Consider the following 24,092-nt stretch of genomic DNA (forward strand, 5'->3'; position numbering starts at 1 on the left):
CTGCAACGTAACCTGAGGAAAACGGATGGAACTGGAGCGACAAAGCGTGGCCGTACTGCAGCAGTTCGGCCGCACCTACCGCGCCTACGCGGCCGCGTTCGAGCAGCGCCTGGGGCTGCCGCTGCCCCGCTGGCGCATCCTGCATGCGCTGCATCACCAGGAGGGCGCGATCGGCCAGAAGGCGCTGGCTGACCTGGTCGGCATGGACCCCGGCGCGCTGACGCGGCAGCTCAAGGCCATGCAGGAACTTGGCTGGGTGGAGCGCAGCACCTCGGAACGCGACAACCGCGTGACGCACGTCACGCTGTCACGGACCGGCCAGCAGGTGGTGGCGCAAGCCATGCCGCTGCGCTCAGCTTTCCTGGAGGATGTGCTGGCCGAGGTGTCGCCGTCGACCATGCGCGAGCTGTCGCGCGGCCTGGCGCGGCTGGAGGCCGGCATCGCCTACGCGCAGGCCCACGCGGCACAGGCAGCCGACGCCGCCTGATACGGCTGCGCTCGTGCCGCTGGTGCTCAGGCAGTCAGCAGCATGCCGTTAAGCGCCGCAAATTCGAACAGTTCCCGGTCGTTGGTGACGCCGAGCTTCTGCATGGCGCAGTTCTTCTGCCGGCTGATGGTCTTGACGCTGCGGCAGAGCAGGACAGCGATCTCGCTCACGGACCGCCCGGTCAGGTACAGCCGCAATACTTCCATTTCACGCCGGGACAGGCGCTCCGCGCCGGCCTGGCCGGGTGCGGCCGGGTTGCCCGGATCGGCCTGCGACAGGACTTCCAGCGCGGATTTGCCGATGTAGTGGAAGCCCCGCTGGATACGGCAAACCACAGTCACCAGTTCTGACAGCGGCGAGTCCTTGAGCAACAGGCCGTGCACCTGGGTGTCGAGGATGGAGCGCAGCACCAGCGGATTGGTGAGGTCAGCACGATCACGGCCAGCGACGGATGCCGCCGCCGCAGGCTGGCAAGCAGGCGCAGGCCGTCGCTGTTGCCCTCGCCCTGTGCGGGCATGTGGTAGTCGGTGATCACGACATCGGGACGTAGGCTTTCCACGCTGTTCAGCAAGGCCGTCGCGCTGGTCACGCTGCCGCACACCTCCCACCCGGTCTGGGTATACAAGCGGTCCGCGACGGCCGCGCTTACCAGGGGGTGGTCGTCGGCAAGCAGGATCCTCAATGTCATCTGGTTGCTGCTCGATTCTGGTTCGTGGCAGCGCCGACATCAAGAAAACGCCGCACGTCAGCGAGACGTGCGGCGCAAAAACGACGCCAAACAATACGACGCCAGACAACTGCATGCATTGCCCCGGGACCGGGCCAAACGGGAGACGGCCGGACCGCTGCAATGCCATTGCAGGATATCGGCAGCGCGGCCTGGCGAAACTAGGAGGATTCGCAAAGCGCCGCCATGGCGCATCGGCCTGAGCGGGCCAAAGTCGCGCGAGTGTAGCGCAAGGTCAGCGCTCGGAAAAATGTCTCAAGACTGCAATAAAGACGCCGCCGCTGCTGCGAGGCCAAAGAAAAAGGCGCTGGCGCCATGCGGCTGCCAGCGCCTTCCGGACGCCGGTGCTGCGGGAGTTGCGTCAGGCCGGCGCGGGCTGCGCGTGGGCTGCGGGGCGCCCGTTGCGGCGGCCGTCGATGGCCTTGAGCGGGTCGCGCAGCACGGCGCTGCCGACGTCCATGATGTCGCGCAGCACGCCCTTGTCGCCGCTGCGCTCCGGTGCCCAGAAATGCAGTGCGGCCCATTCCGGGAAGCTGCTTGGCGGTGCTAGCAGGCGCGTCGAGCGCTCGCGCGTGACCAGCGGCACGTTGAAGTCCAGCACCGGGCAGATGCCCCCGGCCGAATGCAGCAGCGTGATCTGGGTATGCCATGACGGGACCACGGTCTCGCGATGCCCCGGGGTGCTGGCCTGGCGGCTCAGGAAGGTCCGCAGCGGGCTGCCGGCCTCGCAGTCTTCCTGCAGCAGGATCCAGTCGCTTTCGCTTTCGCCTTCGTCATGGCTGCCGCCGCGCGTGGCGCTGACCAGCCGGCGCGGCGTGGCCATGATGTTGTGCTGGCGCACGCATTCGGGATCGTGGCCGCTGTCGACGACGAAGGCGCAGTCCAGTTCGCCGCTGCCGAGATGGCCGGCAAGCGCGGCGTCGGCAATCACCGGACGCGTGACAAAGCTGTCTTGCGGAAACTGCTCGCACAGTGCCGTCAGGATCTCGGTGATGACCGGGTCGCCGATCGACGATGAAAAGCCGATCGAGACGCGCCTGCCGTCGTCACGGCGCTTGCTCAGGCCAGGCTCGCCGGGGCGCACCAGTTGGTTCCATTTGGCCAGGATCTGCCGCGCCGTCTGCTCCAGGCGCAGGGCGTGCGGAGTGGGTTCGAGCATCCCGTTGCGCTTGACGAACAGCGGATCGCCGGTGATTTCGCGCAAGCGCGCGAGGCTGTAGGCCACCGTGGGCACGCGTCCCTGCGTGCAGGCTGCAACGGCGCTGAGGTCCCGGTATTCCATGACGAGGACAAAGACATGCAACAACTTCGTGCTGACGTGACGCATTCCGACTTCTCCCGATCCACGACTTTGTTTTCGCTGTTTTTTTGCTTGTCCGACGCGTACTGCACTGCGCATGGGGCGCAAGAGCGGCCAGGTGTCAGGGCAATGATCCGGTCCCTGACTGGGACAGGCGCAAACGGCATGCACGGCGAGCAATGCGGGCATGTCCGGATGAAAACCAGGCGGGCAAAGGCCCGGGCAGGATGCTGCGAAAACGCATGGCACGACTCCTAAATGTCCGACTTGCGTCGACAAATGGCGCAGTGACGACTCGATCCTTCAGGCCCGGTACATGTTGGCAGCGTGGAATGCGCACCGTACAACGTCAGGGTGGTGCGGGCTGCCTGGCCGCTCTTCTGCCGGCGCCGCCAGGGCGCCGCGCGAAGGCGTGCGAAATTTAGTTGTGCCGAGGAATCTTAATACATGCTCAGCGAAAGTCATAGAAACTTGAATTGAGGGCAGTCTTCTAATTTTCTTTAGCACGTCTTTGTCCGTACATCAATACATGGCTTGAAATCGGGGTTGCGGGCCGATTCATGCACGACCACCGCCGTGCAGAAGGCCGTCATGCTCATGTGATATGGGGGCCGGCATTTCCGTTTCCGCGATGCGCAGCGCCAATGGTCTAACTAGATTCCAAATTGGCTTAACGAAATTTGGCAATGCGCGCCAGCGCACGCAGCAGCTTGCGCAGAGATAATTTTCTTAACTCGCGCAGCGAAGACACTGAATTGCCTTTTGGCGCGGCCCTGGGCTAACGTAGGGCCAGAGTCGGCACGGTTGGCGGCGCGGCTGGCGCCGCTTGAGGCCCGCTGTTGTGATGCGGAGAGATTCGTGAACAGACGGTATTCGGAAGAGCAGATCCGCAGCTACCTGGCCGAGGCGGCCAGTGGCGTGCCAGTGCGCGAGCTGTGCGCGCGCTATGGTTTCAGCGATGCTTCGTTCTACGGATGGCGTGCCCGTTATGGCCAGCCCAGCCAGGGGGATGCACGTGACGGCCGCAAGTTGCGCGAGCTGCAGGAAGAGAATGCCCGGCTGAAGAGTATGCTTGCGGATGCGCTGCTCAAGCTTGAGCTGATGCGCAACCGTACCGGCCGCCGCAATGGCACAGGCAAGGATCGCTAGCGGCGGACGGTTCCTGCAATGCGCCGCGGTGTCGGTTCCACATACCGCGGAGGGTTCTGGAGTATTGGTTTGACGAAGTTTCTGATCAAGGCGGGCGTGCTGGCATGCGCCGCCATGGTGGCTGTCCCGGCGTGGGCGGCCAGTGCTGCATCGGCGGCCGCGGCCGCCGGCACCCCGATGGTGGCCCCGCCGCCGCCACGGATGCTGGACGAAGCCACGGCCGTGGTGGAAGGACCTGATGGCACGCTGTCCGCGTCGCAGCGGCAGCACTGCCAGTCATTGCTGGACCAGATCAACGCGCTGCCCGGCGGGCCGCAGTGGTCCACCGGCAAGTCGTCGGTAGCCACTGCCGACGGGCGCACCTATCCGACACTGGAACGGCAGGCAGATCGCAAGCGCCTGGAAGAGGCGTATCGCCAGGAGTGCGCGCAGCAGCGCCGCTGAGGCGCCCCCCGGCAGCAGGCCGTCACCTGCGTACTTGTGGAGAGCCTACATGCACTGTTTCAAACACCTCTTCGCATGGTGCCTGGCACTGATGCTGATGGCGCCGCACGGGCCAGCGATGGCGCAGTCCAAACTGAGCAATGCCCAGCTTGACCAGCTGACCGCGCCGATTGCGCTGTATCCCGATGCGCTGCTGTCGCAGGTGCTGATGGCGGCCGCCTTTCCGGCCGATGTCGCGGCTGCGGCGCAATGGTCCAAGGCGAATCCCAGCCTGTCTGGCGATGCTGCGACCAAGGCAGTCGCCAGCCAGGCCTGGGACCCCAGCGTGCAGTCGCTGGCCGCGTTTCCGTCCGTGCTCGACATGATGGGCCGCCAGCCGCAGTCGGTGCAGTCGGTCGGCGACGCTTTCCTGGCCCAGCCCAACGACGTGATGGATTCGGTGCAGCGGCTGCGGGTGCAGGCGCGAACGCGGGCACGCTGAAGACGACCGAGCAGCAGAAGGTCGTGACGCAGACCACCGGCGGCACCACGATCGTGCAGATCGAGCCGGCCAATCCGCAAGTGGTCTACGTGCCGGCCTACAACCCGACCACGGTCTACGGCACCTGGGCGTACCCCGCGTATCCGCCGGCGTACTACCCGCCGCCGCCCGGCTCCGTGTTTGCCACGGCACTGGTAACGGGCATCGGCTTCGGGCTTGGCGTGGCGGCGGTCGATGCGATGTGGGGCGGGTTCAACTGGAATAGCCATGACGTCAACATCAATGTGAACCGCTACAACAACATCAACGTCAACCAGCGCCTGGACGTCAATCGTGCCAACGTGAACTGGCAGCACAACCCCGCCAACCGCGGCAACGTGCCCTACAACAATGCGGCGGTGCGCGGTCGCTATGACCAGCAGCGCCAGTCTGGCCTCGCCAGCCGCCAGCAGGGTGCGCAAGCCGGCCAGCGCGTGGGGCCTGCTGGCGGCGGGGTGCAGCGCCAGCCTTCCCAGCGCGACCAGGCGCGTGAGCGCGCCGCGCAGTCCTTCGAGGGCCGTACCGGACAATCCATCCCGGGCCATGCGGGCCATGCGGGCGGGGCGGCAGAGCGCTCGCGGCCCGGTGCGGCCGGCGGTGGCGTGCAGAATCCGCGGCCGGCAAGTGCCGACCGCCAGCGCGCAGACCAGGCCCAGGCCCGCGACCGTGCCCGCAATGCCAACCGGGACAGCGCGCTGCGCGGTGCCGGCAACGGCGACCGCGTGCGCCAGCAGACCCAGCACGCGGCAACGCCGCAGCGGGAAGCGCCGCATGCGCGCCCAGGCGGGTTCCACCAGAACGGCGGCGGGCGCCAGGGTGGTGGACTGGGCGGCGGCGGTGAACATTTCGGCCATGGTCGGTAAGTCATGATGCGCCTGACCGATAACCCATTCTCTGCTGCAGCCGGAGCGCGCGCTGCGCACGCTGGTGGCGGCCGTCGCCCTGTCCCTGGGCCTGCCGGCGATGGCCCAGCAGGTGTTCCCGGGTCCTGACGCGGCCGCCGAGGCGCTGGGCGATGCCATCGCGCGCAGCGACGGCGACGCCCTGCAGCGCGTGCTGGGCAAGCAATACCAGTCGCTGGTGCCGCAGGGCGCCATCGACCGGGACGATGTCTATGAATTCCTTGGCGCCTGGGCGCGCCACCATGCCGTACAGCCCGATGGCGAGCGCCGCGCGCTGATCGAGGTCGGGCAGAGCGGATGGACCTTCCTCGTGCCGCTGGCGAAGCAGAAGGACGGCTGGCAGTTCGACCTGCGCGCCGGCCAGCAGGAAGTGCGCCGCCGCCGGCTCGGGCGCAATGAACTGGTGACGATGGAAACGCTGCTGCAGCTGGCCGATGCCCAGCAGCGCTACGCAGAGCAGGTGGGGCAGGGGCGCTACGCCACCCAGCTGATCAGCGCGCCGGGCAAGACCAACGGCCTGTACTGGCCCGCGGCCAGCGAGCAGGACGCCAGCCCGATCGGTCCCGATGCGCTGGCCGTGGCCCGGATACGCAGCCGCAGACGCCTTCTACGGCTACCACTACCGGATCCTGCCACCGGCCAAGGGCAGCGACGCCAAGTACGGCCTGATTGCATGGCCGGCCCGCTATGGCGATACCGGCGTGCACACCTTCATGCTCGGCAGCGACCGCGTGTTCTATGAGCGCGACCTCGGGTCCAGCACGGCATCGCGCGCCAGGACTATCCGCAGTTTTTCGCCGGCCGGCTGGCAGCTCGTGGCGGACCACTGAGCCCTCTTGCGCCCCGGCCAGCCGTCTAGGCCAGCCGAGGTTCGCCGAACTCCGCGCCGTAGGCGTCTGATCTGGCCGCCGCCTGGCGCGGGGCCGGATCCAGGTCGGCATAGACCGAGGCCAGCCCGTCGCGGTCGATGATGCGCAGGTGCCGCTGGCGCACCGAGATCAGCCCGACCGAGGCAAAGCGCGACAGCAGCCGCGACACCGTTTCCAGGGTCAGCCCGAGCAGGCTGGCGATGTCGGTGCGCGACATGGCCAGCGTCAGCGCGCCGTCGCGGTTGCCGTCGCGGCGCGCCTGCTCGCCGGCCAGGTCGAGCAGCAGCATGGCCAGGCGCTGCGGCGCCCTCATCGATCCCACTGCCACCAGCAGCACGCGTTCGCGCTCGGCATTGCGGCGCATCGCGTCCAGCACCGTTTCACGGAATGGGGCGGCCTGCATGAGCGCGCGCAGGGACTCGACCGATACAGCACAAACCACCGAGTCCTGCAGCGCGATGGCGGCGGTCCCGTGGAGCGGGCCTTCATGCGGCTCAAGCCCCAGCACATCGCCGGGCAGCGAAAAACCCGTTACCTGCCGCCAGCCCAGCGGCGATTCATAGACCTGCTTGGCGCTGCCATGGCGCAGGGGGTAGACCGTCAGCGCAGGGCGCCCCTGGCGGAAAACATGCTCGCCGGTGCGCACTTCCACCCGCTGCGGCTGCAGCGCCACCGGTGCGTGCGACAGGGGAGCTTGCGCCCCCGCGCTATGGCAAACGTGGCGAAAGAGGCAGAGCAGGCAGGCTGGGGCGCCGCTGTCCGGCATGGTGTCATTGTCCTCCGGTGGCGATGGCCAAGTATAAGACGCCGGCAACGCAAGCCATCTCGCTGCGATCTGCATTCTTTCGTATTGCTAATTTAGAAATTTCGCATCGCGGGGGCGAGGCGCGTTGCGTTTGTGCCATAACGACGGGGGCACGCCGGTGGACGTAAGGCTGATTATGGTATGCTGCAACGCAACAATAAAGGCATAGGGGGGAGATTCCGTCACACGACCAGGAGTCCTCATGACCAAAAGCCTCGCCGCTGACTGGCATGCGCAGATCCGGCGACTGAGCCGCGCGCAAGCCCGCACAGAAGCCCAGGTGAAGTCCTGGCTGGGCCGCATGGATTCGCTGAATCCGCTCACACCGGCTCGCCCTGCTGGCCCGCCGGGCAAAGTCCGGCCCGCCCGGCCGGCACCCGCGCCGGATTCCCTGCCCGGTACCTGGCAGGCGCACAGGCTGCGCCTGGCGCCGCTGCCCGGCGAACTGGTGCCGCAACTCTCGTATCACCTCTACATACCGTCCAAGGCCCATCGCGGCCCGTTGCCGGTGGTGGTAGTGCTGCATGGCTGCCGCCAGACGCCGGATGACCTGTCGGCCGGCACCCGCATGAATGCGCTGGCCGAGCGCGAGGGATTTATCGTGGCCTACCCGCAACAACCCTTGCGGCGCCAGGTGCAGCGCTGCTGGCAGTGGTTCGACCTGGGTGCCGCCGAGGGCGGACGCGAGGCGCAGGCGGTGGCCGCGCTGATCGATACGCTGGCCGCGCGCCACGACGTACGCGAGCGCGAGATCTACCTGGCCGGCATGTCCGCCGGCGCGGCCATGGCCGCGCTGGTGGCGTTGCGCTACCCGGGCAAGGTGGCGGCCGCGGCCCTGCATTCCGGCGTGGTCATCGGCGCGGCCGACAACCCGCGCGCCGGCCTGCGGGCGATGCAGCAAGGCTCGGCCGCCGAGCCGTCATGGCTGCTGGATGCCGCCGGCGTGACGCCGGGCGGTCCCGAGATGCCCGCGCTGGTGATCCACGGCCTGGCCGACGATGCCGTGCATCCGGTCAACGGCCGTCTGCTGGCGCGGCAGTTCCTGGCCTACAACGGCCTGGAAGACCGGCTCGCCGGTACGCCCGAGCGGTCCAACCCGGATGACGAAGCGCCGGGCCGGTCCCATGAATACCGCTTCGGCCGCTGGCGCCGCGACCTGGTGACGCTGGTGGAAGTGGAGGGCCTGGGCCACGCCTGGAGCGGTGGGGACGCCAGCTATGGCTACCACAGCGATATCGGCCCGGATGCCAGCTCGATGATGTGGCAGTTCTTCAGCCAGCACCGGCGCTGAAGTCCGGCGGCACCAATGCGCAAGAAGCGCGCATGAAAAAAGGGAGGGCGCCTGCCCTCCCTTTTTCATTGCAGCAGCAGCGTCACCCGCGCGAGCGGTCCTTGACGAACAGCGCGGTCACCATGCCCAGCACGCACAGGGCGACCACGTAGTGGGCCGGCGCCAGCGGATCCTGCTTCAGCATCAGCGTGACGACCATCGGCGTCAGCCCGCCGAAGATCGCATACGACACGTTGTACGAGAATGACAGGCCCGAGAAGCGCACCTGCGCCGGGAATGCATTGACCAGCACGAACGGCACCGCGCCGATGGTGCCGACCAGGAAGCCGGCCAGCGCATAGAGCGGCAGCAGCAGGTCGGGGCGGGTGAAGATGGTTGTGTAGAACGCGTAGGCGCAGATGGCCAGCAGCAGGCCGCCGAAGAACAGCGTGCGGCGCGCGCCGATGCGGTCGGCCAGCGCGCCGGAGACGACGCAGCCGACCGTCAGGCACAGCGTGGCAACGCTGTTGGCGACCAGTGCCGTGCGCGCGTCAAAGCCGTACAGCTTCTGCAGGAAGGTGGGCGTCATCAGGATCACCACCACGATGCCGGCCGACAGCATCCAGGTCAGCAGCATCGACACCGCGACGCTGCCGCGGTGGTTGCGCACCACCGACTTCAGCGGCATTTCCGCGGCCAGCGCCTTGCGCTGCTGCAGTTCGGCGAAGACCGGGGTCTCATGCAGCCAGCGCCGCAGGTACATCGAGGCGATGCCGAACACGCCGCCGATCAGGAACGGCACGCGCCAGCCGTGGTCGGCCAGTTCGGCCGGGGTGAAGACGCTGTTGATGCCGGTGGCGACCAGCGAACCCAGCAGGATGCCGGCAGTCAGCCCCGCGGTCAGCGTGCCGCAGGCATAGCCGACATGGCGCGCCGGCACGTGCTCCGAGACGAACACCCAGGCGCCGGGCACTTCGCCGCCGACGGCCGCGCCTTGCAGAATGCGCAGTACCAGCAGCAGCACCGGCGCGGCCAGGCCGATCGACTGGTAGGTGGGCATCAGGCCCATCAGCAGCGTGGGCACCGACATCAGCAGGATCGACAGGGTGAACATCTTCTTGCGGCCGAGCAGGTCGCCGAAGTGCGCCATGATGATGCCGCCCAGCGGCCGGGCCAGGTAGCCGGCCGCGAAAATGCCGAAGGTCTGCAACTGGCGCAGCCAGTCCGGCACCGACGGCGGGAAGAACAGCTGCCCGATGACCGTCGCGAAAAAAACGAAGATGATGAAGTCGTAGAACTCAAGGGCGCCGCCAAGCGCGGCAAGGGCAAGGGTCTTGTAATCCTGGCCGGTCAGCGGGCGCGCGCTGGCTCGCGGCGCGCCGCCGACACCCACGGCGGTACTGCTGGTGGTAGACATGAATGGACTCGCATGGAAGAGATCGCATGCGAAGCGCGCAGCACGGAATACGTGATGGGTGTGGCCGGTGGGTACAGCGCAGGGGAGGCAGGCACGATGTGGCGGGTAAGCCGCAGGCTTGCGACGAAACGCTTCGCAAAGGACGTAAAGATACCAGATCGGCCTATGCGGCGTTGAGGGGGCAATTCTGATTTCTTTGCTTTGTCCGAAACCGTTGCCATAATGTCGAAAAATGTGAAATCCGGGGCACAAACCATCGTGCAGCATCGGAATGCGGGGTCAGATCTTCTGGAACGACATGGCTTTCAAGCAATCCATCCAGGCAGTGGCTGCCACGCCACGCGGCCGGCTGGCGACGCGCGTCGCCAGCGGCGTGGTCGCGGCGCTCGCGGTGTTCGGGCTGGCGGGGTATTTTGGCGGCCCGCCGCTGCTCAAATACCTGATTGAAAAGAACGCGACCGAGGCGCTGGGGCGCAAGGTCACGCTGGGCAAGGCCCACGTGCGCCCGTTCGAGCTGGCGGCCACGCTGACGGACCTCACTATCTATGAGCGCGACGGCAAGACCCCCGCGCTGACGCTGGGCGAGGCCGAGGCCAATACTTCGCTGGCCTCGGTCTGGCACCTGGCGCCGGTGGTGGACAACCTGCATGTCGACCGGCTGGCCGTGCACGTGCTGCGCGGCGCCGACGGCCGCATGAGCTTTGCCGATGTCCAGGACAAGCTTGCGGCCCTGCCGCCCAAGCCGCCCGATGCCAAGCCCGCGCGCTTCTCGGTCAACAACATCGCGGTCACCGGCACCAGCTTCAGCTATGACGACAAGCAGCTCGGTTCCAGCCTGCGCGTCGACAACCTGACGCTGACCCTGCCGTTCCTGTCGAACCTGCCGCATGACGTCGAGATCGTGACGCGGCCCACGCTGAGCGCACAGGTCAACGGCACGCCGCTGGCGCTCGATGGCGAGGTGCTGCCGTTTGCCGATTCGCGCCAGACCCGGCTCAACGTCAACCTTGACGGCCTGGAGGTCGCGCGGCTGATGGCGTTCGCGCCGCCGCTGCGCGATGCCGAGGTCAAGTCCGGCAAGCTCGACACGCGCCTGACCGTGGCCTTCCGCCAGCAGAAGGACACGCAGGAGATGCTGGTGATGGGCACGGCCGCGCTGCGCGATGCCGAGGTCGTCACGCGCGCCGGCCAGCCGCTGGTCAAGAGCGGCCGCCTGGCAGTGGATATCGGCAAGCTCGAGCCGCTGGCCCACCGCGCGCAGCTGCGCAGCGTGGAGATTGAAGGGCTCGGCGTGGAAGCCGCACGGCGCGCGGATGGCTCGCTGAACCTGGCCACGGCGTTCCTGCCGCAGGCGGTCAGCAAGTCCACCGATGGTGTGGCGCCGGCACCGACACCGGCATCCGCGCCCGTCGCGGCGTCAGGCGCCCAGGCAACGCCCGCGGCGCCGCCGGCCACGGCAGCCAAGGACGTGCCGTGGCGCTATGCGGTCGACCGCATCGTCGTGAAGCAGGCCAGGCTGGGGTTTGAGGACGCGCTGGCGCCGTCGGGCCAGGGCAAGCTTGCGCTCGGCCCGCTCGATGCCGAGGTCAAGGGTTTTGCCGGCACGGAAGGGGACAAGCCGGCCCGCATCGACGCCACGCTGACCGTGGCCGACGGCCAGACGCTGCACCACACCGGCGACCTGTTGCTGCGCGACGGCACGCTGGCCGGCACGCTGGAAACCACCGGCCTGCGCCCGCAAGGGTTTGCCGCGTGGTGGCCGCGCGAGCTGCGCAGCCAGTTCGGCGAGACCGCGGTCAATGCCGAGCTGCACTACCGCATGGCGTGGGCCACGCCGCAGTTCCAGTTCGTGCTGGAAAAGTCGCGGCTGGAGCTGGCGCCGCTCTATGTCGCGACGCGCGAGCCGGTGACGATGCCGGTATCCGCGGCCGCCCGCGCCGGCGCTGACGCGCAGGAGCGGGCCACTGCCAACGGCAACGCTGGCCCCCGCGCCAGCCGCCGCGAACGCGAGCGCGCCGCCGCCGACCGCGAAGGCGCCAACCTGCCGCTGCTGCGTGCGGAAAAGCTGGTGCTGGAAGATATCCAGTTCGACCTCGCCAAACAGACCTTCGCCACCAGCCAGGTCACGCTGGCGCAGCCGCAGATCGCCGCCACGCGCGACTACCACGGCCAGCTGATCGAGATGGCGCGACTGTGGGCCACGGAATCGGCACAGCAGGCGCGCGCCACGCCGCGCCAGGCCGCACCGGCCGCAGCCACCGCCAGCGGCGCGCCAGCCCCCGGCGGCTGGAAGGCCAACATCGGCAAGGTCACTGTTGACGGCGGCAGCGCGCGCCTGGCGGACTACCAGCCAGCCGAGGCCAACCGCGGCCGCCCGGTGATCCACGAGTTCCGCAATATCGCGCTCGCCACCGGCGCCATCGCCTGGCCGCTGACGCCGGCGGCGGTACCGGTCAGGCTGCATGCGGAGTCAGGCCAGCGCGGCGTGATCGGCGTGGACGGTTCGGTGCTGCCGACCGTCCCGGCCAGCCGCCTGCAACTGGACCTGCGCGAGGTGGAAATGCGCCCGCTGCAGCCCTACCTGGCCGACCGCTTCAATGCCGCGCTGCGCAGCGGCACGCTGACGGTCAAGGGCAAGCTCAATGTCGACGCGCCCACAGGCAAGCCCATCGCGGCGCAATTCGCTGGCAACGTGCTATCCGGCAACGTGCGCACGGTCGACCGTATCAGCGGCGACGACTTCCTGCGCTGGCGCTCGCTGGCGGTGTCGGGCATCGACTTTGCCATGGACGAGAGCAAGGGGCCGATGCGCGTGAGCCTGGGCAATGTCGCGCTGTCTGACTTCTATGCCCGCGTGATCCTGAACGCCAACGGCCGCCTGAACCTGCAGGACGTGATGGCCGGCGGCGCCGCGAAGGGCGAGGCAGCGCCGTCCACCAGCCTGACGCAGGCCAGCCCGGCATCGGCGCCGGCAACGCCGCCGGTGCAGGTCGGCGATACGCGCACGGCCCAGGTGGAGCAGAAGCCGGGCGGGCCCAAGCCGCAGGTGCGCATCGGCGGGGTCTCGCTCGAGAAGGGCAACATCAATTTCTCGGACTTCTTCGTCAAGCCCAACTACTCGGCCAACCTGACCGGCATGAAGGGCAAGGTGTCCAAGGTGTCGTCGGGCGACCCCACCCCGGCCGACCTGGTGCTGGATGGCCGCATCGACGACGATGCGCCGGTCAATATCAGCGGCAAGCTCAATCCGCTGGGTGAGCAGCTGTTCCTGGACATTGCCGCCAAGGCCTCGGGCGTGGAACTGACCCGGCTCACGCCCTATGCGGCCAAGTACGCCGGCTACCCGATCACCAAGGGCAAGCTGACGGTGGACGTGGCCTACAAGATCGAGAACGGCAAGCTCGATGCGAGCAACCACCTGTTCCTGGACCAGCTCACCTTCGGCGAGCGCGTCGACAGCCCGGATGCGACCAAGCTGCCGGTGCTGCTGGCGGTGTCGCTGCTGAAGGACCGCAACGGCGTGATCGACGTGAACCTGCCGGTGTCGGGCTCGCTGTCGGATCCGGAGTTCAGCATCGGCGGCGTGATCGTGCGCGTGATCGTCAACCTGCTGACCAAGGCGATCACGTCGCCGTTCTCGCTGATCGCCTCGGCCTTTGGCGGCGGCGGGGGCGAGGAACTGGGCTACGTCGAGTTCGCGCCCGGCACCGCGACGCTGACGCCGGCGGCCAAGGACAAGATCGCCAAGCTGGGCCAGGCGCTCAATGACAGGCCGTCGCTGCGGCTGGAAATCAGCGGCCGCATCGACCCGGCCACCGACGAGGCCGGCGCGCGCCGCGCGTGGCTGGATGCGCGCGTGGCCGAGCAGAAGCGGCGCGACCAGCGCGACAGCGCACAGGCGGGCGGCGAGGCCGGCAACGACGAAGCCGGCGAGCAGGGCGCCGAGATCAAGGTCTCGAAACAGGAATACCCGAAGTACCTGGAGCAGGTCTACAAGCGCACTTCCATGAAGAAGCCGCGCAATTTCGTCGGCTTCACTAAATCCCTGCCGCCCGAGGAAATGGAAAAGTTGCTGATGGCCAACTCCACGGTCACCGAGGCCGACCTGAAGCGCCTGGCCGAGCAACGCGCACTGGTGGTCAAGCAGTCGCTTGAACGCGAGGGCAAGGTGCCGGAAAGCCGGCTGTTCCTGACCGCGCCCAAGCTCAGCGCCGAGGGCATCAAGGACAAGGGCGCGCCCAACCGCGTGGACTTCTCCATCCGCGGGTAGACGCCGGGGGAGACGATTTGCAAGGCCGCCCGCCGCATGGCGGGCGTGTCATGCCATCACACCGCGAGGCGCCCCGATCTCACGTTTCGCCCCACTGCCTCAGCAGATTGTGATAGCACCCCACCAGCGTCCTCCGGGCGCCCTCATCGGCGCCGGTCTGGTTCAAGGTCTGGATCGCATTGTCCATATCGAACAGCATCGCACGCCGGGCATCGTCCCGCACCAGGCTCTGGATCCAGAAGAAGCTGGCCAGCCGCACGCCGCGCGTGATCGGGGTGACCTGGTGCAGGCTGGTGGCGGGATAGACGACCATGTCGCCGGCCTCCAGCCTGACCGAATGGGCACCGTAGGTGTCCTGCACCTGCAACTCGCCACCGTCGTAGCTGTCCAGCTCCGACAGGAACAGGGTGGCCGAGATGTCGGTGCGCAGCTTGCGCCCGTCGTACGGATGGATGCGCACGCTGCCGTCCACATGGGCGCCGAAGGTCATTCCTTCGCTGTAGCGGTTGAACATCGGCGGATAGACGATGTTGGGTAGCGCCGCGCTGATAAACAGCGGATTGCGCTCCAGCATCGACAGGATCAGCTGCTGGCACTCCCGTGCCACTTCCGAGCGTTCGTCGATCTGCTGGTTGAACTTGACCGGCGCACCCGAGTAACCGGCGGTGACGCGCCCGTCCACCCAGGCCTCGCCGGCCTGCTCCAGGCGCTGGCGCAGGGCGCCGACCTGTTCGGCGCTGAGAACTTTGGGGATGACGACTAGCATGGGGCTCCTGGCGCCACGACCGGCGGCACCAGGGGGCCGCCAGCCGCGGGTTACATCCGGTAGGTGAACGAAAGCATCGCCGTGCGGCCGGTGCCGGGTACGGACCGCCCGCCGTCGGACTGAATCAGCGCATCGTAATACTTCTTGTCGAAGATATTGAACAGATTCAGCCGCACATCGTACTTCGGCTGGTGGTAGGCCAGCATGCCGTCCCAGCGCACGAAGCTGCCCACCTGGACGGTGTTGGTATTGTTGGCAAAGCGTTCCGACATATAGAAGGCACCGCCGCCGATTTCCCAGTTGGGCAGGAAGGCGTAGCTGGTCCAGGCGGTGGTGGTGTGCTTGGGCGTGTTGGTCGGCACCTTGCCGGTGGTGTTGGCGGCAATGCCGTTGACGATCTCGGCATCCAGGTAGGTGTAGCCGGCAAACACCTGCCAGCGGCTGGTGATGCGTCCGGTGGCGCCCGCGCGGAAGCCGTTGACGCGGATCTTGCCGCTCAGCGCATAGGTGGTGGCGTCGATCTGGCTGCGGGCGTTGTCCTTGGTGATCTGGAAGATTGCCGACGTCAGCGACAGGTCGCCGCCAAGCAGGTCCCACTTGCCGCCCGCTTCATAGGACTTGTTCTTTTCGGGGTCCAGGCTCTGCTGGCCCACGGTGCCGGTCAGCTGCTCCAGCGATGGGTTGAACGAGGTGCCGTACGACACGTAGTAGGACTGCGCCTCGGTAGGCTGCCAGATGCCGCCCAGGCGCACGCTGGTGAAGTTGACCGTCTGCTCGGCATTGGCCAGTGCGGTGTTGCCCAGGGTGTTGGTCGAGTTGACCGAGTTGGTGATGCTGGCCATGTAGCGGTCGTAGCGCACGCCCGCCACCGCCTTCCATTGCTTGCTGAACTCGATCGAGTCGTTCAGGTAGGCCGCCAGCGTATTGGCCGAGCCGCCCTGCAGGTTGCCGGTGCTGGTGGGCACGCTGGCCGGCGACGCGGTGTAGGCCGGATTGACCAGCGGCTCGCAGGCCACGAAACCGGAGGTGCCAGCCGCGGCGGTCGCAGTGGCGGCCGGGTTCAGCGCCACGCCGTTGCAGCTGCCGTTGCGATAGTAGTTCTGGTTGTTGTAGCCGTCGTGGCCCACTTCGGCCCCCACCAGCAGCGTGTGTTTGACCGGGCCCGTGTCGAAGCTGGCGGTCAGTTCGGTCTGGTTGAAGATCGAGTAGTCACGGATCTTGCGGTCATGGCTCTGCAGGCGAACAAAGAGCTGGTCCAGCGGCAGCGTGCTGGTGGTGAGCGGCGTGAAGCCCCTGGCGCCGACCGAGCCAACCGAGTTGGGCGCGGTCTCCCGGGCATCGGTCTCAACGTAGTTGAACTGCGTCTGGTTGCGCAGCCGCAGGTTGGGCGAGAACTTGTGCGTGATGCCGGCGTTGAGCGACGCGATGTCCTGGATGGTGCGGTCGTCGGTGAAGCCGTAGAAGGTATTGCGGTCGACATTGGTCGGATGGCCGTTCAGGTTCGAGAAGCCATAGTCCGGCATGTCGCGGTTATGCTGCAGCAGCGCCGACAGCGTGATCTCGGTCGAGGTGCCGATGCCGGTGCGCCACGACGGCGCGATGCCAAAGTCCCGCACCGTCATCTCGTCGCGCGTGCTCGGCTTGCCGTCCTGCGCCATGGCCGATATGCGGAACGCCGAGGTGTCGCCCGTGGGCGTGTTGTAGTCGGCGGTGGCGCGCACCAGGCCGTTGGTGGTGACCGAGCCGGTCACCTCGGTGGCGGCCTTCAGCGTCGGCTTCTTGCTGACCTGGTTGATCACGCCGCCGGTAGAGCCGCGGCCGAACAGCATCGACGACGGCCCCATCAGCACCTCGACCTGCTCGAGTGCGAAGGTATCGCGATAGTACTGGCCGCGGTCGCGGAAGCCGTCCAGGTAAATGTCGGTCCGCGCCGAGAAGCCGTTCAGGTTGATGTTGTTGCCGATCTGGCCGCCTTCGGCACCGCCGATAGTGATACCCGGCACGTTGCGCAGCGCATCGGCCAGCGAGCTGACGCCCTGCGATTCCATCAGCGCCTTGTTCACCACGGTGACCGACTGCGGCACGTCGCGCAGGTCGGCCGGCAGCTTGCTCAGCGACGCCTTGCCGGCGTTGAAATCGCCGCGGGAGGCCTCGCCGTTGACCACCACTGCCGGCAGCGTGGCGGCCGGCTTTATCTGCGTGGTGGTGGTTGAAGGTGCGGGAGCTTGCTGGGCGAGAGTGGCGGCGGGCGTGGCGCACAGCGCGAGCAGCGCGGTGGCAATGCGGGTGCGGCGATTCATGGTTATGGTCTTGGTCTACCCCTGCGGTCGGGGCCCAGCCGTCCTACGCCGCCACGCACGAATATGCCTGGGCCGGTGTTGCGCGAAAGGGGTCAAAATGGGGTCTTCCTCTGGGCGAGTCGAAATATAAATACGAATGATTGTTGTTGCAATTCGCGTTGTGTTGCCGACACAGACAATTCAGACTCTGGATCAATGTATGTAGTAATAGACATTGGCAATATTAAGTGCGCTATTAGGTATTTTTAAATAGGTCCCGTATGCTGAGAGAGCCTGCGGCGGCGCAAAAACGATCCCGGCGCGAAACAGCGACCATACATTTGCTCGCAAACCGGAAATAACGACTGAAGAAAATAAGCGGTGGCTTCGGGAAACACCCGCTCAGGGCGGATTTCCGGATCGTGGACAATTCTCGGGCTGACTAGCCGGCGGCGCACCGCGCGGCGGCGCAGCAATCAAGGCCGCGAAAACCGGTATGATTCGGCCCGGACAATCCGTTCCATAGCCGATTCAGGAGTGTGTTTTGCAGCAGGATCAACTGGAAGCCGCCGTCGCCTACAAGACCTGGGTGTGCGTGATCTGCGGCTGGGTCTACGACGAAGAACAGGGTTGGCCGGAAGACGGCATCGCCCCCGGCACGCGCTGGGAAGACATCCCCGAGGACTGGCGCTGCCCGGAATGCGACGTCGGCAAGGCCGAATTCGCCATGATCGAGCTGTAACGCCGCAGGCACTTCCCTGTCCGGCTGATCCTTCCAGGCTCAGCCCTGGGCTTGCGCCAGCATGGCAGCAAGCAGCACATTGGCGCCCGCCTCGAGATGCTCGGGCCTGGCGTCCTCGATCTCGTTGTGGCTGATGCCGTCCTTGCACGGCACGAAGATCATTGCCGTCGGCGCCACCCTGGCCAGGTAGACCGCGTCGTGGCCCGCGCCGGTAACGATGTCCCAATGCCGGTAGCCACGCGCCGCGGCCGCCTGCCGGACATGCGCCACAAGCTCGGGCGCGAAGGGCGTCGGCTCGAAGCGCTGGATCGCTTCGACTTCCACCGCCAGCGCGGCACCTGTCGTGCTGCCGCTGGCCAGCGCCGCGCACGCCGCGCGCAGCCTTGCTTCCATCCGGTCAAGCTGGCCGCCATCGAGATGGCGAAGGTCGACGCTGAACTGCACTCGCCCCGGGATGACGTTGCGTGAAGACGGGTGGACATTGACCACCCCGACCGTCCCCCGCCCATCGGGGGCAAAGTCATTCGCGATCTTCGTCACTTCCTGGAACAGGAACGACGCGCCATGCAGGGCGTCCCGGCGCAGCGGCATGGGGGTGGGGCCGGCATGCGCCTCCATGCCAGTCACCGTGACGTCATACCAGCGCAGGCCAAGCGACCCTGTCACCACGCCGATGACCTTGTCCTCGGCCTCGAGGATCGGGCCTTGCTCGATATGCGCCTCGAAGTACGCGCCAACCTTGTGGCCGACCGGGGCGGTGCCCGCATAGCCGATCGCCGCGAGTTCGCCGGCAACGGACTTGCCGGCGTTGTCCGCTGCCGCCAACGCGGTGGCCTCCGGGAAAACGCCGGCGAACACGCCCGATCCCATCATCACCGGCACGAAGCGCGCGCCTTCCTCATTGGTCCAGATCGCCAGTTCCAGCGGCGCCTCGGTGGTCACGCCGTGGTCATTGAGCGTGCGCATGACTTCCAGTCCGGCCATGACGCCATAGCATCCGTCGAACTTGCCGCCGGTGGGCTGGGTGTCGATATGGCTGCCGGTCGTCACCGGGGCAAGCGCGTCGTTGCAGCCCGCCCGGCGCCCGAAGATATTGCCCACGCGGTCGATGCGCACGGTCAGGCCGGCCTCTCGCATCCAGCCGGTGACGAGGTCGCGCGCCTGCCCGTCCAGCGCGGTCAGGGCCAGGCGCGCATTGCCGCCCCTGGGCGTGGCGCCGACCTGCGCCAGGTCCATCAGCGCTTGCCACAGGCGTTCGCCATTGATCGTGATTGCGTTCATGCGCCCGTTCCTGACTGTTGGATGCCGCCGAAGAAGGCCTTTGCATTGGCGGCGAGCGAATCGAGGTGGTAGCCGCCTTCCTGCACGATCAGCGTGGGCAGGCCAAGTGAGGCAACGGCGCGGCCGAGGCGGCCGAAGCCTTCGGTGGACACGTCCACCAGCGACTGCGGATCCTCGCGGTAGATGTCGAAGCCAAGCGACAGCACCAGCGCGTCTGCCTGGAAGCGTTCGATGGCGCCGCGCGCCGTGTCCAGCTTGTCGAAGAAGACTGACTCGGGCGAACGGTGCGGCATCGGCAGGTTGAGGTTGTGGCCGGCGCCTGCGCCGCGGCCGTGCTCATCGTCGAAGCCCGCGACCACCGGATAGGAATTGGTCGGGTCGCCGTGGATCGACACGTAGAGCACATCGGCCCGGTCGTAGAAGATCTCCTGGATGCCCTGGCCGTGGTGCATGTCGGTATCGAGGATGGCCACGCGGCCAAAGCGCGCGCGCAGGGCCTGGGCGGCGATCGCGGCATTGTTCAGGTAGCAGAAGCCGCCCGCCGCGTCGCGCCGGGCATGATGGCCCGGCGGCCGGCACAAGGCGTAGGCGCTGCGTTCGCCGTCCAGCAGCGCCAGGGCGCCGGCCACCGCGCTCTGCGCCGACCAGTAGGCCGAGCGCCAGGTGTTCAGGCCCACCGGGCAGCTGCCGTCGGCGAGATAGCGCGCGGCCTGCGCCAGCACGCCGCGCAGGGCGTTGGGCTCGCGCACGAAGATATTGGACATGACCTCGTCGCCCCAGTCCTCCGGCAGCTCGCGCCAGCTGGCATGGGCGTCCTGCAGGAACTGCAGGTAAGGCTGGTCGTGCACGGCGGCGAGCGGCGCGAGGCCGTGGTCAGCGGGGGCGTGGAGCGCGAAGCCAAGCGCCTCTGCCGCCTGCACCAGCCGCTGTGCCCGCGCGGGCAGCTCCTGCGGCGAGCGCATCTTGCCGCGCGAGTAGTAACTCTGCGGATGGTGCAGCAATTGCTCGGGATGGAAAAACGTCAGCATGGGGTTGGCAATGTCCGTGGAAAGGCGTCAGGCCTGCGCGGCTTGCGCGGCGGGTTGTGGTTGCTGGCGCTGGCGTGCATCGATGCTGGCGATGCACAGCAGCGACACGCCGGCCAGCAAGGTGTAGAACACCGCCAGCGGCCACCATTGGCCCTGGAAGCGCTGCGCGAGGATGGTCCCCACCAGCGGTGTCAGCCCGCCCGCCACCGCGCCGCAGACCTGGTAGGACAACGAGATCGCCGAGTAGCGCACGCGCGTTTCGAAGACACCGCTGACAAAGCCCGCGATCACCGAATAGAAGCTCGCCATGCACACCACCGCCAGCGCGATGCCGAGCACGATGGCCGGCGCCTGGCGCGTCTGCACCAGCAGGAACATCGGATAGGGGGAAGCCATGGCCAGCAGCGCGGCCAGCTTGAGGAAGCGCGCGCCGCCAAGCTTCTCGGCCAGCCAGGCGGCCAGCGGCTGCGCCAGGAACTGGATGATGGCCACGGCGAACAGGCAGTCGAGAATCAGCGTCCTGGACAGCGACAGGTATTGCGTGGTGTACGCAATCATGAAAGTGTTGGTGAAGTACACCCCGGCAATGCCGATGGTATTGGCGCCGATGCACAGCAGCACCGGCACGCGGGCCGTGCGCCAGACTTCGGCAATCGGCAGCCTGGCGGTCTTGCGCTGCGCCTGCACCTGCGCGAACTCGGGCGATTCGTTCACGCCCAGCCGGATCGCCACGCCCACCAGCAGCAGCGCCGCGCTGGCCAGGAATGGCAGGCGCCAGCCCCAGTCCATGAACACGTCGTGCTCCATCGATGTCACCGCGCGGAAAGCCAGCAGCGACAGGATCAGGCCGGCCGGGCTGCCGAGCTGCGCGAACGAGGCGAAGAAGGTGCGGCGGCCCTTGGGGGCATGCTCGCCCGCCATCAGCACCGCGCCGCCCCATTCGCCGCCCACGGCGATGCCCTGCACCACGCGCAGCAGCACCAGCAGCACCGGCGCGATGGCGCCCGCGGTGGCGTAGGTCGGCAGCAGGCCGATGCCGATGGTGGCCACGCCCATCATCATGAGCGTGGTCATCAGCGCCTTCTTGCGGCCGATGCGGTCGCCCCAGTGGCCGAACACGATGCCGCCGAGCGGACGGGCAAAGAACCCGACCGCGAAGGTGCCGAATGACGCCAGCGTGCTCAGGAAGGGGTCGCCGCCGGGGAAGAACAGCGGGCCGAACACCAGCGCGGCGGCGGTAGCGTAGATGTAGAAGTCGTACCACTCGATCATGGTGCCGACAAAGGCGGCCGTGGCGGCGCGCACGGGCTGGCGCGTGCCGGAAGGGGACACTTGCATGGACTGGCTCCTCACTATGTTTGTGCCGCTGCATCAGGGGCAGCTGTGGGAGGAGTTATCGCCCGTTGACAAACATCAGTCAAATTTCTAATATTTATTTTTCATATAATCTGAATTTATACGGTGGCGTGATGGAGCGTTCTGCCCTGGACCGGGCCCTGCTGACCGACCGGCTCGACTGGAACCTGCTGCGCACATTCCTGACCATCGTCCACGAGCGCAGCCTGAGCCGCGCCGCGGTGCGGCTGCATATCACCCAGCCGGCGGTGAGCCTGGCCTTGCGCCGGCTCGAAGAGCATCTGGGACACACGCTGATCGAGCGGCGCGGCAGCAATTTCCGCCTGACCCGGGCCGGCGAAGAGGTGCTGCGCATCGCCACCGATGTCTATGGCAGCGTGGCGCGGCTGGGGGCGGAACTGGCGGAGCAGCAGGATGAAGTCAGCGGCCTGCTGCGGCTGCTGACCGTGAGCCGGATCCATTCCGGCGTCTATGACGAATGCCTGGCCGCGTTCCATCGGCAGCATCCGCGCGTCACGCTGCAGGTGGACGTGATGCGCAGCACCGAGATCGCAGACGCGCTCGCGCAGAAGGCTGCCGGCGTGGGCCTGAGCCTGTACCGGCAGTTGGGCCGGCAGTCGGGCGACGGGCTTGAGCACATGCTGTTCCTGCGCCAGCGCTACGCCATCTTCTGCGGGCGCCATCACCGGCTGTTCGGGCGCACCGGGCTGGCCATTGCCGACCTGCTGGCCGAGAATTTCGTGTCGTTCAGCAGCGACCAGCTTGGCGACGTGCTGGCGCCACTGGCCGTTTTCCGCGACCAGCACGGTTTTTCGGGCCGCATCGTCGCGACCTCGCCCAGCCTCGATGAAATCCGGCGCCTGGTGTTCGCGGGCTATGGCATTGGCTGCCTGCCGGAACATATCGTTGCCGACGATGTCGCCCAGCAACGGCTGTGGCGCCTGCCGCCCGAAGAGGGCGTGGCCGATATCGACATGTACCTGCTGTGGAATCCGGAGCGGCGCCAGACGCCGGCCGAGGCGGCGTTCCTCGAGCACTTTCGGCACTACGTGGCGCGCTATTCGCTGATGGAGCGGCTGGGAGAGTCAGTGAACGCGCCGCTGGCGGCGTTGCGCGCGCCGACGGCGTGACGGGCGATTGCCCGGTTCGCGTACCGGGGAAGGTGCAAGCGGGGTCGTGCTACTGCTAGCCGTGCCGTCGCAGCGTATGCCGGCACAGCCCCGCGCGTTGCCGTTGCGCAGCGCAGCGCCGGTAGCGCATCCGGTACGGATGGCTGCAGCGCCAGATGGCCCGCAGGACGGTAATGAACAGCAGCGCCGCCATGACGGCAGCGAGCAGGCCGATCGACATAACGGCCCTCCTCCCCAAAAACCGTCTGCCCGACCTCTGGGGGTCAGATCAGCAGCGGTAATGCCTCTAGCACCAACACCGCAACCAGCGCGCCGATCAGGGCGCCCATGGTGCGGCAACTGATGCGCAGGAATTTGGCGGTCACCGGGATCGAACCCATGGCGATCACGCCTACCAGCGCCATCGGAATCAGGAATACAAGATCATGCGCGGTGAAGTGCATGGTGGTCTCCTGTCTCTCTTTTGTGATTCCAGTATAGGCAGTGTGTGCCCGATGCACGGCTGCGTGCATCGGTATTGTCCCGAGCCCGGGCGGTGTGGATGCCACCCAGGTACCGATGCGCGCACATAGGCCCGTTCAGGCGTTGCGCTGCGTACGCATGCCCCACGTTTTTCGCCATGCGAACCCCGAAGCGGGAAACACGTGTCCTATGCTGATCAGAGACGCGGGGCCCCGTTCCCATTCCAGTCCAATGCCCCGCAGACCGAGAGAGACGGAGGTGGCTATGGAACTTCACATGCAATCGCACCACTACGTGCGGCGGCAGCCGGACTGGACCGCGGCAGCGGTCTCGGGGCTGGCGGCCGGGGCGTTGCTGCTGGTGCTGGAGCTGTTCTGGTCGTCGATGGTGTCGGGCGTGAACCCGTGGGTAGCCACGCGCATGATCGCCGGGATCCTGATGGGCCAGAGCGTGCTGCAGAGCGCAACGTTCACCGTCGGCACCGTGGCCGCGGCGCTGGTGATCCATTTCGTGCTGGGTGCCCTGCTGGGCATGATCCTGGCGGCCATCATCGCGCCATTCACGCTGGATTCGAGCCTGGGCATGGCAATGCTGGCGGGTGCCGTATTCGGCCTGGTGGTGTATTTCTTCAATTTCTATGTGATGACGCGGGCCTTCCACTGGTTTGTCGAGGTGCGTGGGTGGCATACGTTTATCGGGCACCTGATTTTCGGGATGGCCGCGGCGGCGTGCTACTGGAAGCTGGAGAGCAAGGACGTATCGCACTGACAATCGCATCGGGGCAGGGCGCGGTGAGGCGCCCGCACATGACGGTTGCATTGCGCGCGCCAGCCTCTGGGCGGATACGCGCGCAAGGTCTGCGGCGGCCGGAACCAGGGGTTCCCGCCG

At 67.1% G+C, this 24,092-nt stretch carries 19 protein-coding genes and 3 pseudogenes; 11 read left to right on the forward strand and 11 right to left on the reverse strand.

Features of this window, described 5'->3' with window-relative positions:
* Positions 1 to 25: 25 nt before the first annotated feature.
* On the forward strand, positions 26 to 487 hold the full coding sequence (locus tag AC1Q7H_RS24290; protein WP_013953664.1) for a MarR family winged helix-turn-helix transcriptional regulator: 462 nt from the start codon (positions 26 to 28) through the stop codon (positions 485 to 487).
* Between the two features lie 26 nt (positions 488 to 513).
* Here AC1Q7H_RS24290 and AC1Q7H_RS24295 read toward each other — a convergent pair.
* A pseudogene (locus tag AC1Q7H_RS24295) lies at positions 514 to 1,175 on the reverse strand (response regulator).
* Between the two features lie 400 nt (positions 1,176 to 1,575).
* Positions 1,576 to 2,541: a LysR family transcriptional regulator gene (locus tag AC1Q7H_RS24300; RefSeq protein WP_013953662.1), complete on the reverse strand. Its 966-nt coding sequence runs from the start codon at positions 2,539 to 2,541 to the stop codon at positions 1,576 to 1,578.
* Between the two features lie 831 nt (positions 2,542 to 3,372).
* Here AC1Q7H_RS24300 and AC1Q7H_RS24305 point away from each other — a divergent pair.
* The 5 genes and pseudogenes from AC1Q7H_RS24305 to AC1Q7H_RS24325 all read left to right on the forward strand — a co-directional run bounded on the left by AC1Q7H_RS24305 (position 3,373) and on the right by AC1Q7H_RS24325 (position 6,359).
* Positions 3,373 to 3,663, forward strand: coding sequence for a transposase (locus AC1Q7H_RS24305; RefSeq protein WP_013953661.1), 291 nt, complete (start codon positions 3,373 to 3,375; stop codon positions 3,661 to 3,663).
* A gap of 69 nt (positions 3,664 to 3,732) precedes the next feature.
* A complete protein-coding gene (locus tag AC1Q7H_RS24310) occupies positions 3,733 to 4,107 on the forward strand; it encodes a hypothetical protein (RefSeq protein ID WP_041228703.1) in 375 nt (124 codons plus the stop codon).
* Positions 4,108 to 4,156: 49 nt separating this feature from the next.
* Positions 4,157 to 5,490: pseudogene (locus tag AC1Q7H_RS24315) on the forward strand (DUF3300 domain-containing protein).
* Between the two features lie 100 nt (positions 5,491 to 5,590).
* Positions 5,591 to 6,055: pseudogene (locus AC1Q7H_RS24320) on the forward strand (DUF2950 family protein); the annotation flags it as partial.
* Positions 6,056 to 6,095: 40 nt separating this feature from the next.
* Positions 6,096 to 6,359 (forward strand): DUF2950 family protein, encoded by a 264-nt coding sequence (locus AC1Q7H_RS24325; RefSeq protein ID WP_371827407.1) that lies wholly within the window; start codon positions 6,096 to 6,098, stop codon positions 6,357 to 6,359.
* Between the two features lie 25 nt (positions 6,360 to 6,384).
* Here AC1Q7H_RS24325 and AC1Q7H_RS24330 read toward each other — a convergent pair whose 3' ends face one another.
* The gene (locus AC1Q7H_RS24330; protein WP_211982034.1) at positions 6,385 to 7,164 is read right to left on the reverse strand and encodes a Crp/Fnr family transcriptional regulator; all 780 of its coding nucleotides are present in this window, start codon (positions 7,162 to 7,164) and stop codon (positions 6,385 to 6,387) included.
* A gap of 241 nt (positions 7,165 to 7,405) precedes the next feature.
* On the opposite strand from AC1Q7H_RS24330, the gene AC1Q7H_RS24335 reads away from it, so the two are divergent.
* Positions 7,406 to 8,494: an extracellular catalytic domain type 1 short-chain-length polyhydroxyalkanoate depolymerase gene (locus tag AC1Q7H_RS24335; RefSeq protein WP_211982032.1), complete on the forward strand. Its 1,089-nt coding sequence runs from the start codon at positions 7,406 to 7,408 to the stop codon at positions 8,492 to 8,494.
* Between the two features lie 82 nt (positions 8,495 to 8,576).
* Here AC1Q7H_RS24335 and AC1Q7H_RS24340 read toward each other — a convergent pair whose 3' ends face one another.
* The gene (locus AC1Q7H_RS24340) at positions 8,577 to 9,890 is read right to left on the reverse strand and encodes an MFS transporter (RefSeq protein WP_211982029.1); all 1,314 of its coding nucleotides are present in this window, start codon (positions 9,888 to 9,890) and stop codon (positions 8,577 to 8,579) included.
* A 271-nt stretch (positions 9,891 to 10,161) separates the two neighbouring features.
* On the opposite strand from AC1Q7H_RS24340, the gene AC1Q7H_RS24345 reads away from it, so the two are divergent.
* On the forward strand, positions 10,162 to 14,160 hold the full coding sequence (locus AC1Q7H_RS24345) for a DUF748 domain-containing protein (RefSeq protein WP_211982027.1): 3,999 nt from the start codon (positions 10,162 to 10,164) through the stop codon (positions 14,158 to 14,160).
* Between the two features lie 79 nt (positions 14,161 to 14,239).
* Here AC1Q7H_RS24345 and AC1Q7H_RS24350 read toward each other — a convergent pair whose 3' ends face one another.
* Positions 14,240 to 14,926, reverse strand: a complete 687-nt coding sequence (locus AC1Q7H_RS24350; RefSeq protein ID WP_153953350.1) for a Fe2+-dependent dioxygenase — start codon at positions 14,924 to 14,926, stop codon at positions 14,240 to 14,242.
* 50 nt (positions 14,927 to 14,976) lie between these two features.
* Positions 14,977 to 17,226 carry a TonB-dependent receptor gene (locus tag AC1Q7H_RS24355; RefSeq protein WP_211982025.1) on the reverse strand — a complete coding sequence of 750 codons (2,250 nt, stop codon included), beginning with the start codon at positions 17,224 to 17,226 and terminating at the stop codon, positions 14,977 to 14,979.
* A 523-nt stretch (positions 17,227 to 17,749) separates the two neighbouring features.
* Here AC1Q7H_RS24355 and AC1Q7H_RS24360 point away from each other — a divergent pair.
* Entirely contained in the window at positions 17,750 to 17,947 is a 198-nt protein-coding gene (locus tag AC1Q7H_RS24360; protein WP_011617624.1) for a rubredoxin, read from the forward strand.
* Between the two features lie 39 nt (positions 17,948 to 17,986).
* On the opposite strand, the gene AC1Q7H_RS24365 is transcribed toward AC1Q7H_RS24360, so the two are convergent.
* From AC1Q7H_RS24365 to AC1Q7H_RS24375, 3 genes are read right to left on the reverse strand one after another with little or no spacing between them, the layout of a single operon-like run.
* A complete protein-coding gene (locus AC1Q7H_RS24365) occupies positions 17,987 to 19,228 on the reverse strand; it encodes a Zn-dependent hydrolase (RefSeq protein WP_153953352.1) in 1,242 nt (413 codons plus the stop codon).
* A complete protein-coding gene (locus AC1Q7H_RS24370) occupies positions 19,225 to 20,256 on the reverse strand; it encodes a histone deacetylase family protein (RefSeq protein ID WP_013953651.1) in 1,032 nt (343 codons plus the stop codon). Before AC1Q7H_RS24370 ends, AC1Q7H_RS24365 begins: the two co-directional genes overlap by 4 nt.
* 27 nt (positions 20,257 to 20,283) lie before the next feature.
* Positions 20,284 to 21,594, reverse strand: a complete 1,311-nt coding sequence (locus AC1Q7H_RS24375) for an MFS transporter (protein WP_013953650.1) — start codon at positions 21,592 to 21,594, stop codon at positions 20,284 to 20,286.
* Between the two features lie 131 nt (positions 21,595 to 21,725).
* On the opposite strand from AC1Q7H_RS24375, the gene AC1Q7H_RS24380 reads away from it, so the two are divergent.
* Complete coding sequence (locus AC1Q7H_RS24380; RefSeq protein WP_211982022.1) at positions 21,726 to 22,742, forward strand: LysR family transcriptional regulator; 1,017 nt, start codon at positions 21,726 to 21,728, stop codon at positions 22,740 to 22,742.
* A 55-nt stretch (positions 22,743 to 22,797) separates the two neighbouring features.
* Here the strand turns inward: AC1Q7H_RS24380 and AC1Q7H_RS24385 are convergent, their stop codons facing one another.
* Positions 22,798 to 22,962, reverse strand: a complete 165-nt coding sequence (locus tag AC1Q7H_RS24385; protein ID WP_010811070.1) for a hypothetical protein — start codon at positions 22,960 to 22,962, stop codon at positions 22,798 to 22,800.
* Positions 22,963 to 23,005: 43 nt separating this feature from the next.
* On the reverse strand, positions 23,006 to 23,185 hold the full coding sequence (locus AC1Q7H_RS24390; protein ID WP_041228702.1) for a hypothetical protein: 180 nt from the start codon (positions 23,183 to 23,185) through the stop codon (positions 23,006 to 23,008).
* A gap of 283 nt (positions 23,186 to 23,468) precedes the next feature.
* Here AC1Q7H_RS24390 and AC1Q7H_RS24395 point away from each other — a divergent pair, with 283 nt between their 5' ends.
* Positions 23,469 to 23,972, forward strand: coding sequence for an LptF/LptG permease family protein (locus tag AC1Q7H_RS24395; protein ID WP_211982020.1), 504 nt, complete (start codon positions 23,469 to 23,471; stop codon positions 23,970 to 23,972).
* Positions 23,973 to 24,092 lie beyond the last annotated feature (120 nt).

Source organism: Cupriavidus sp. GW823-FHT06D04, assembly GCF_058795055.1.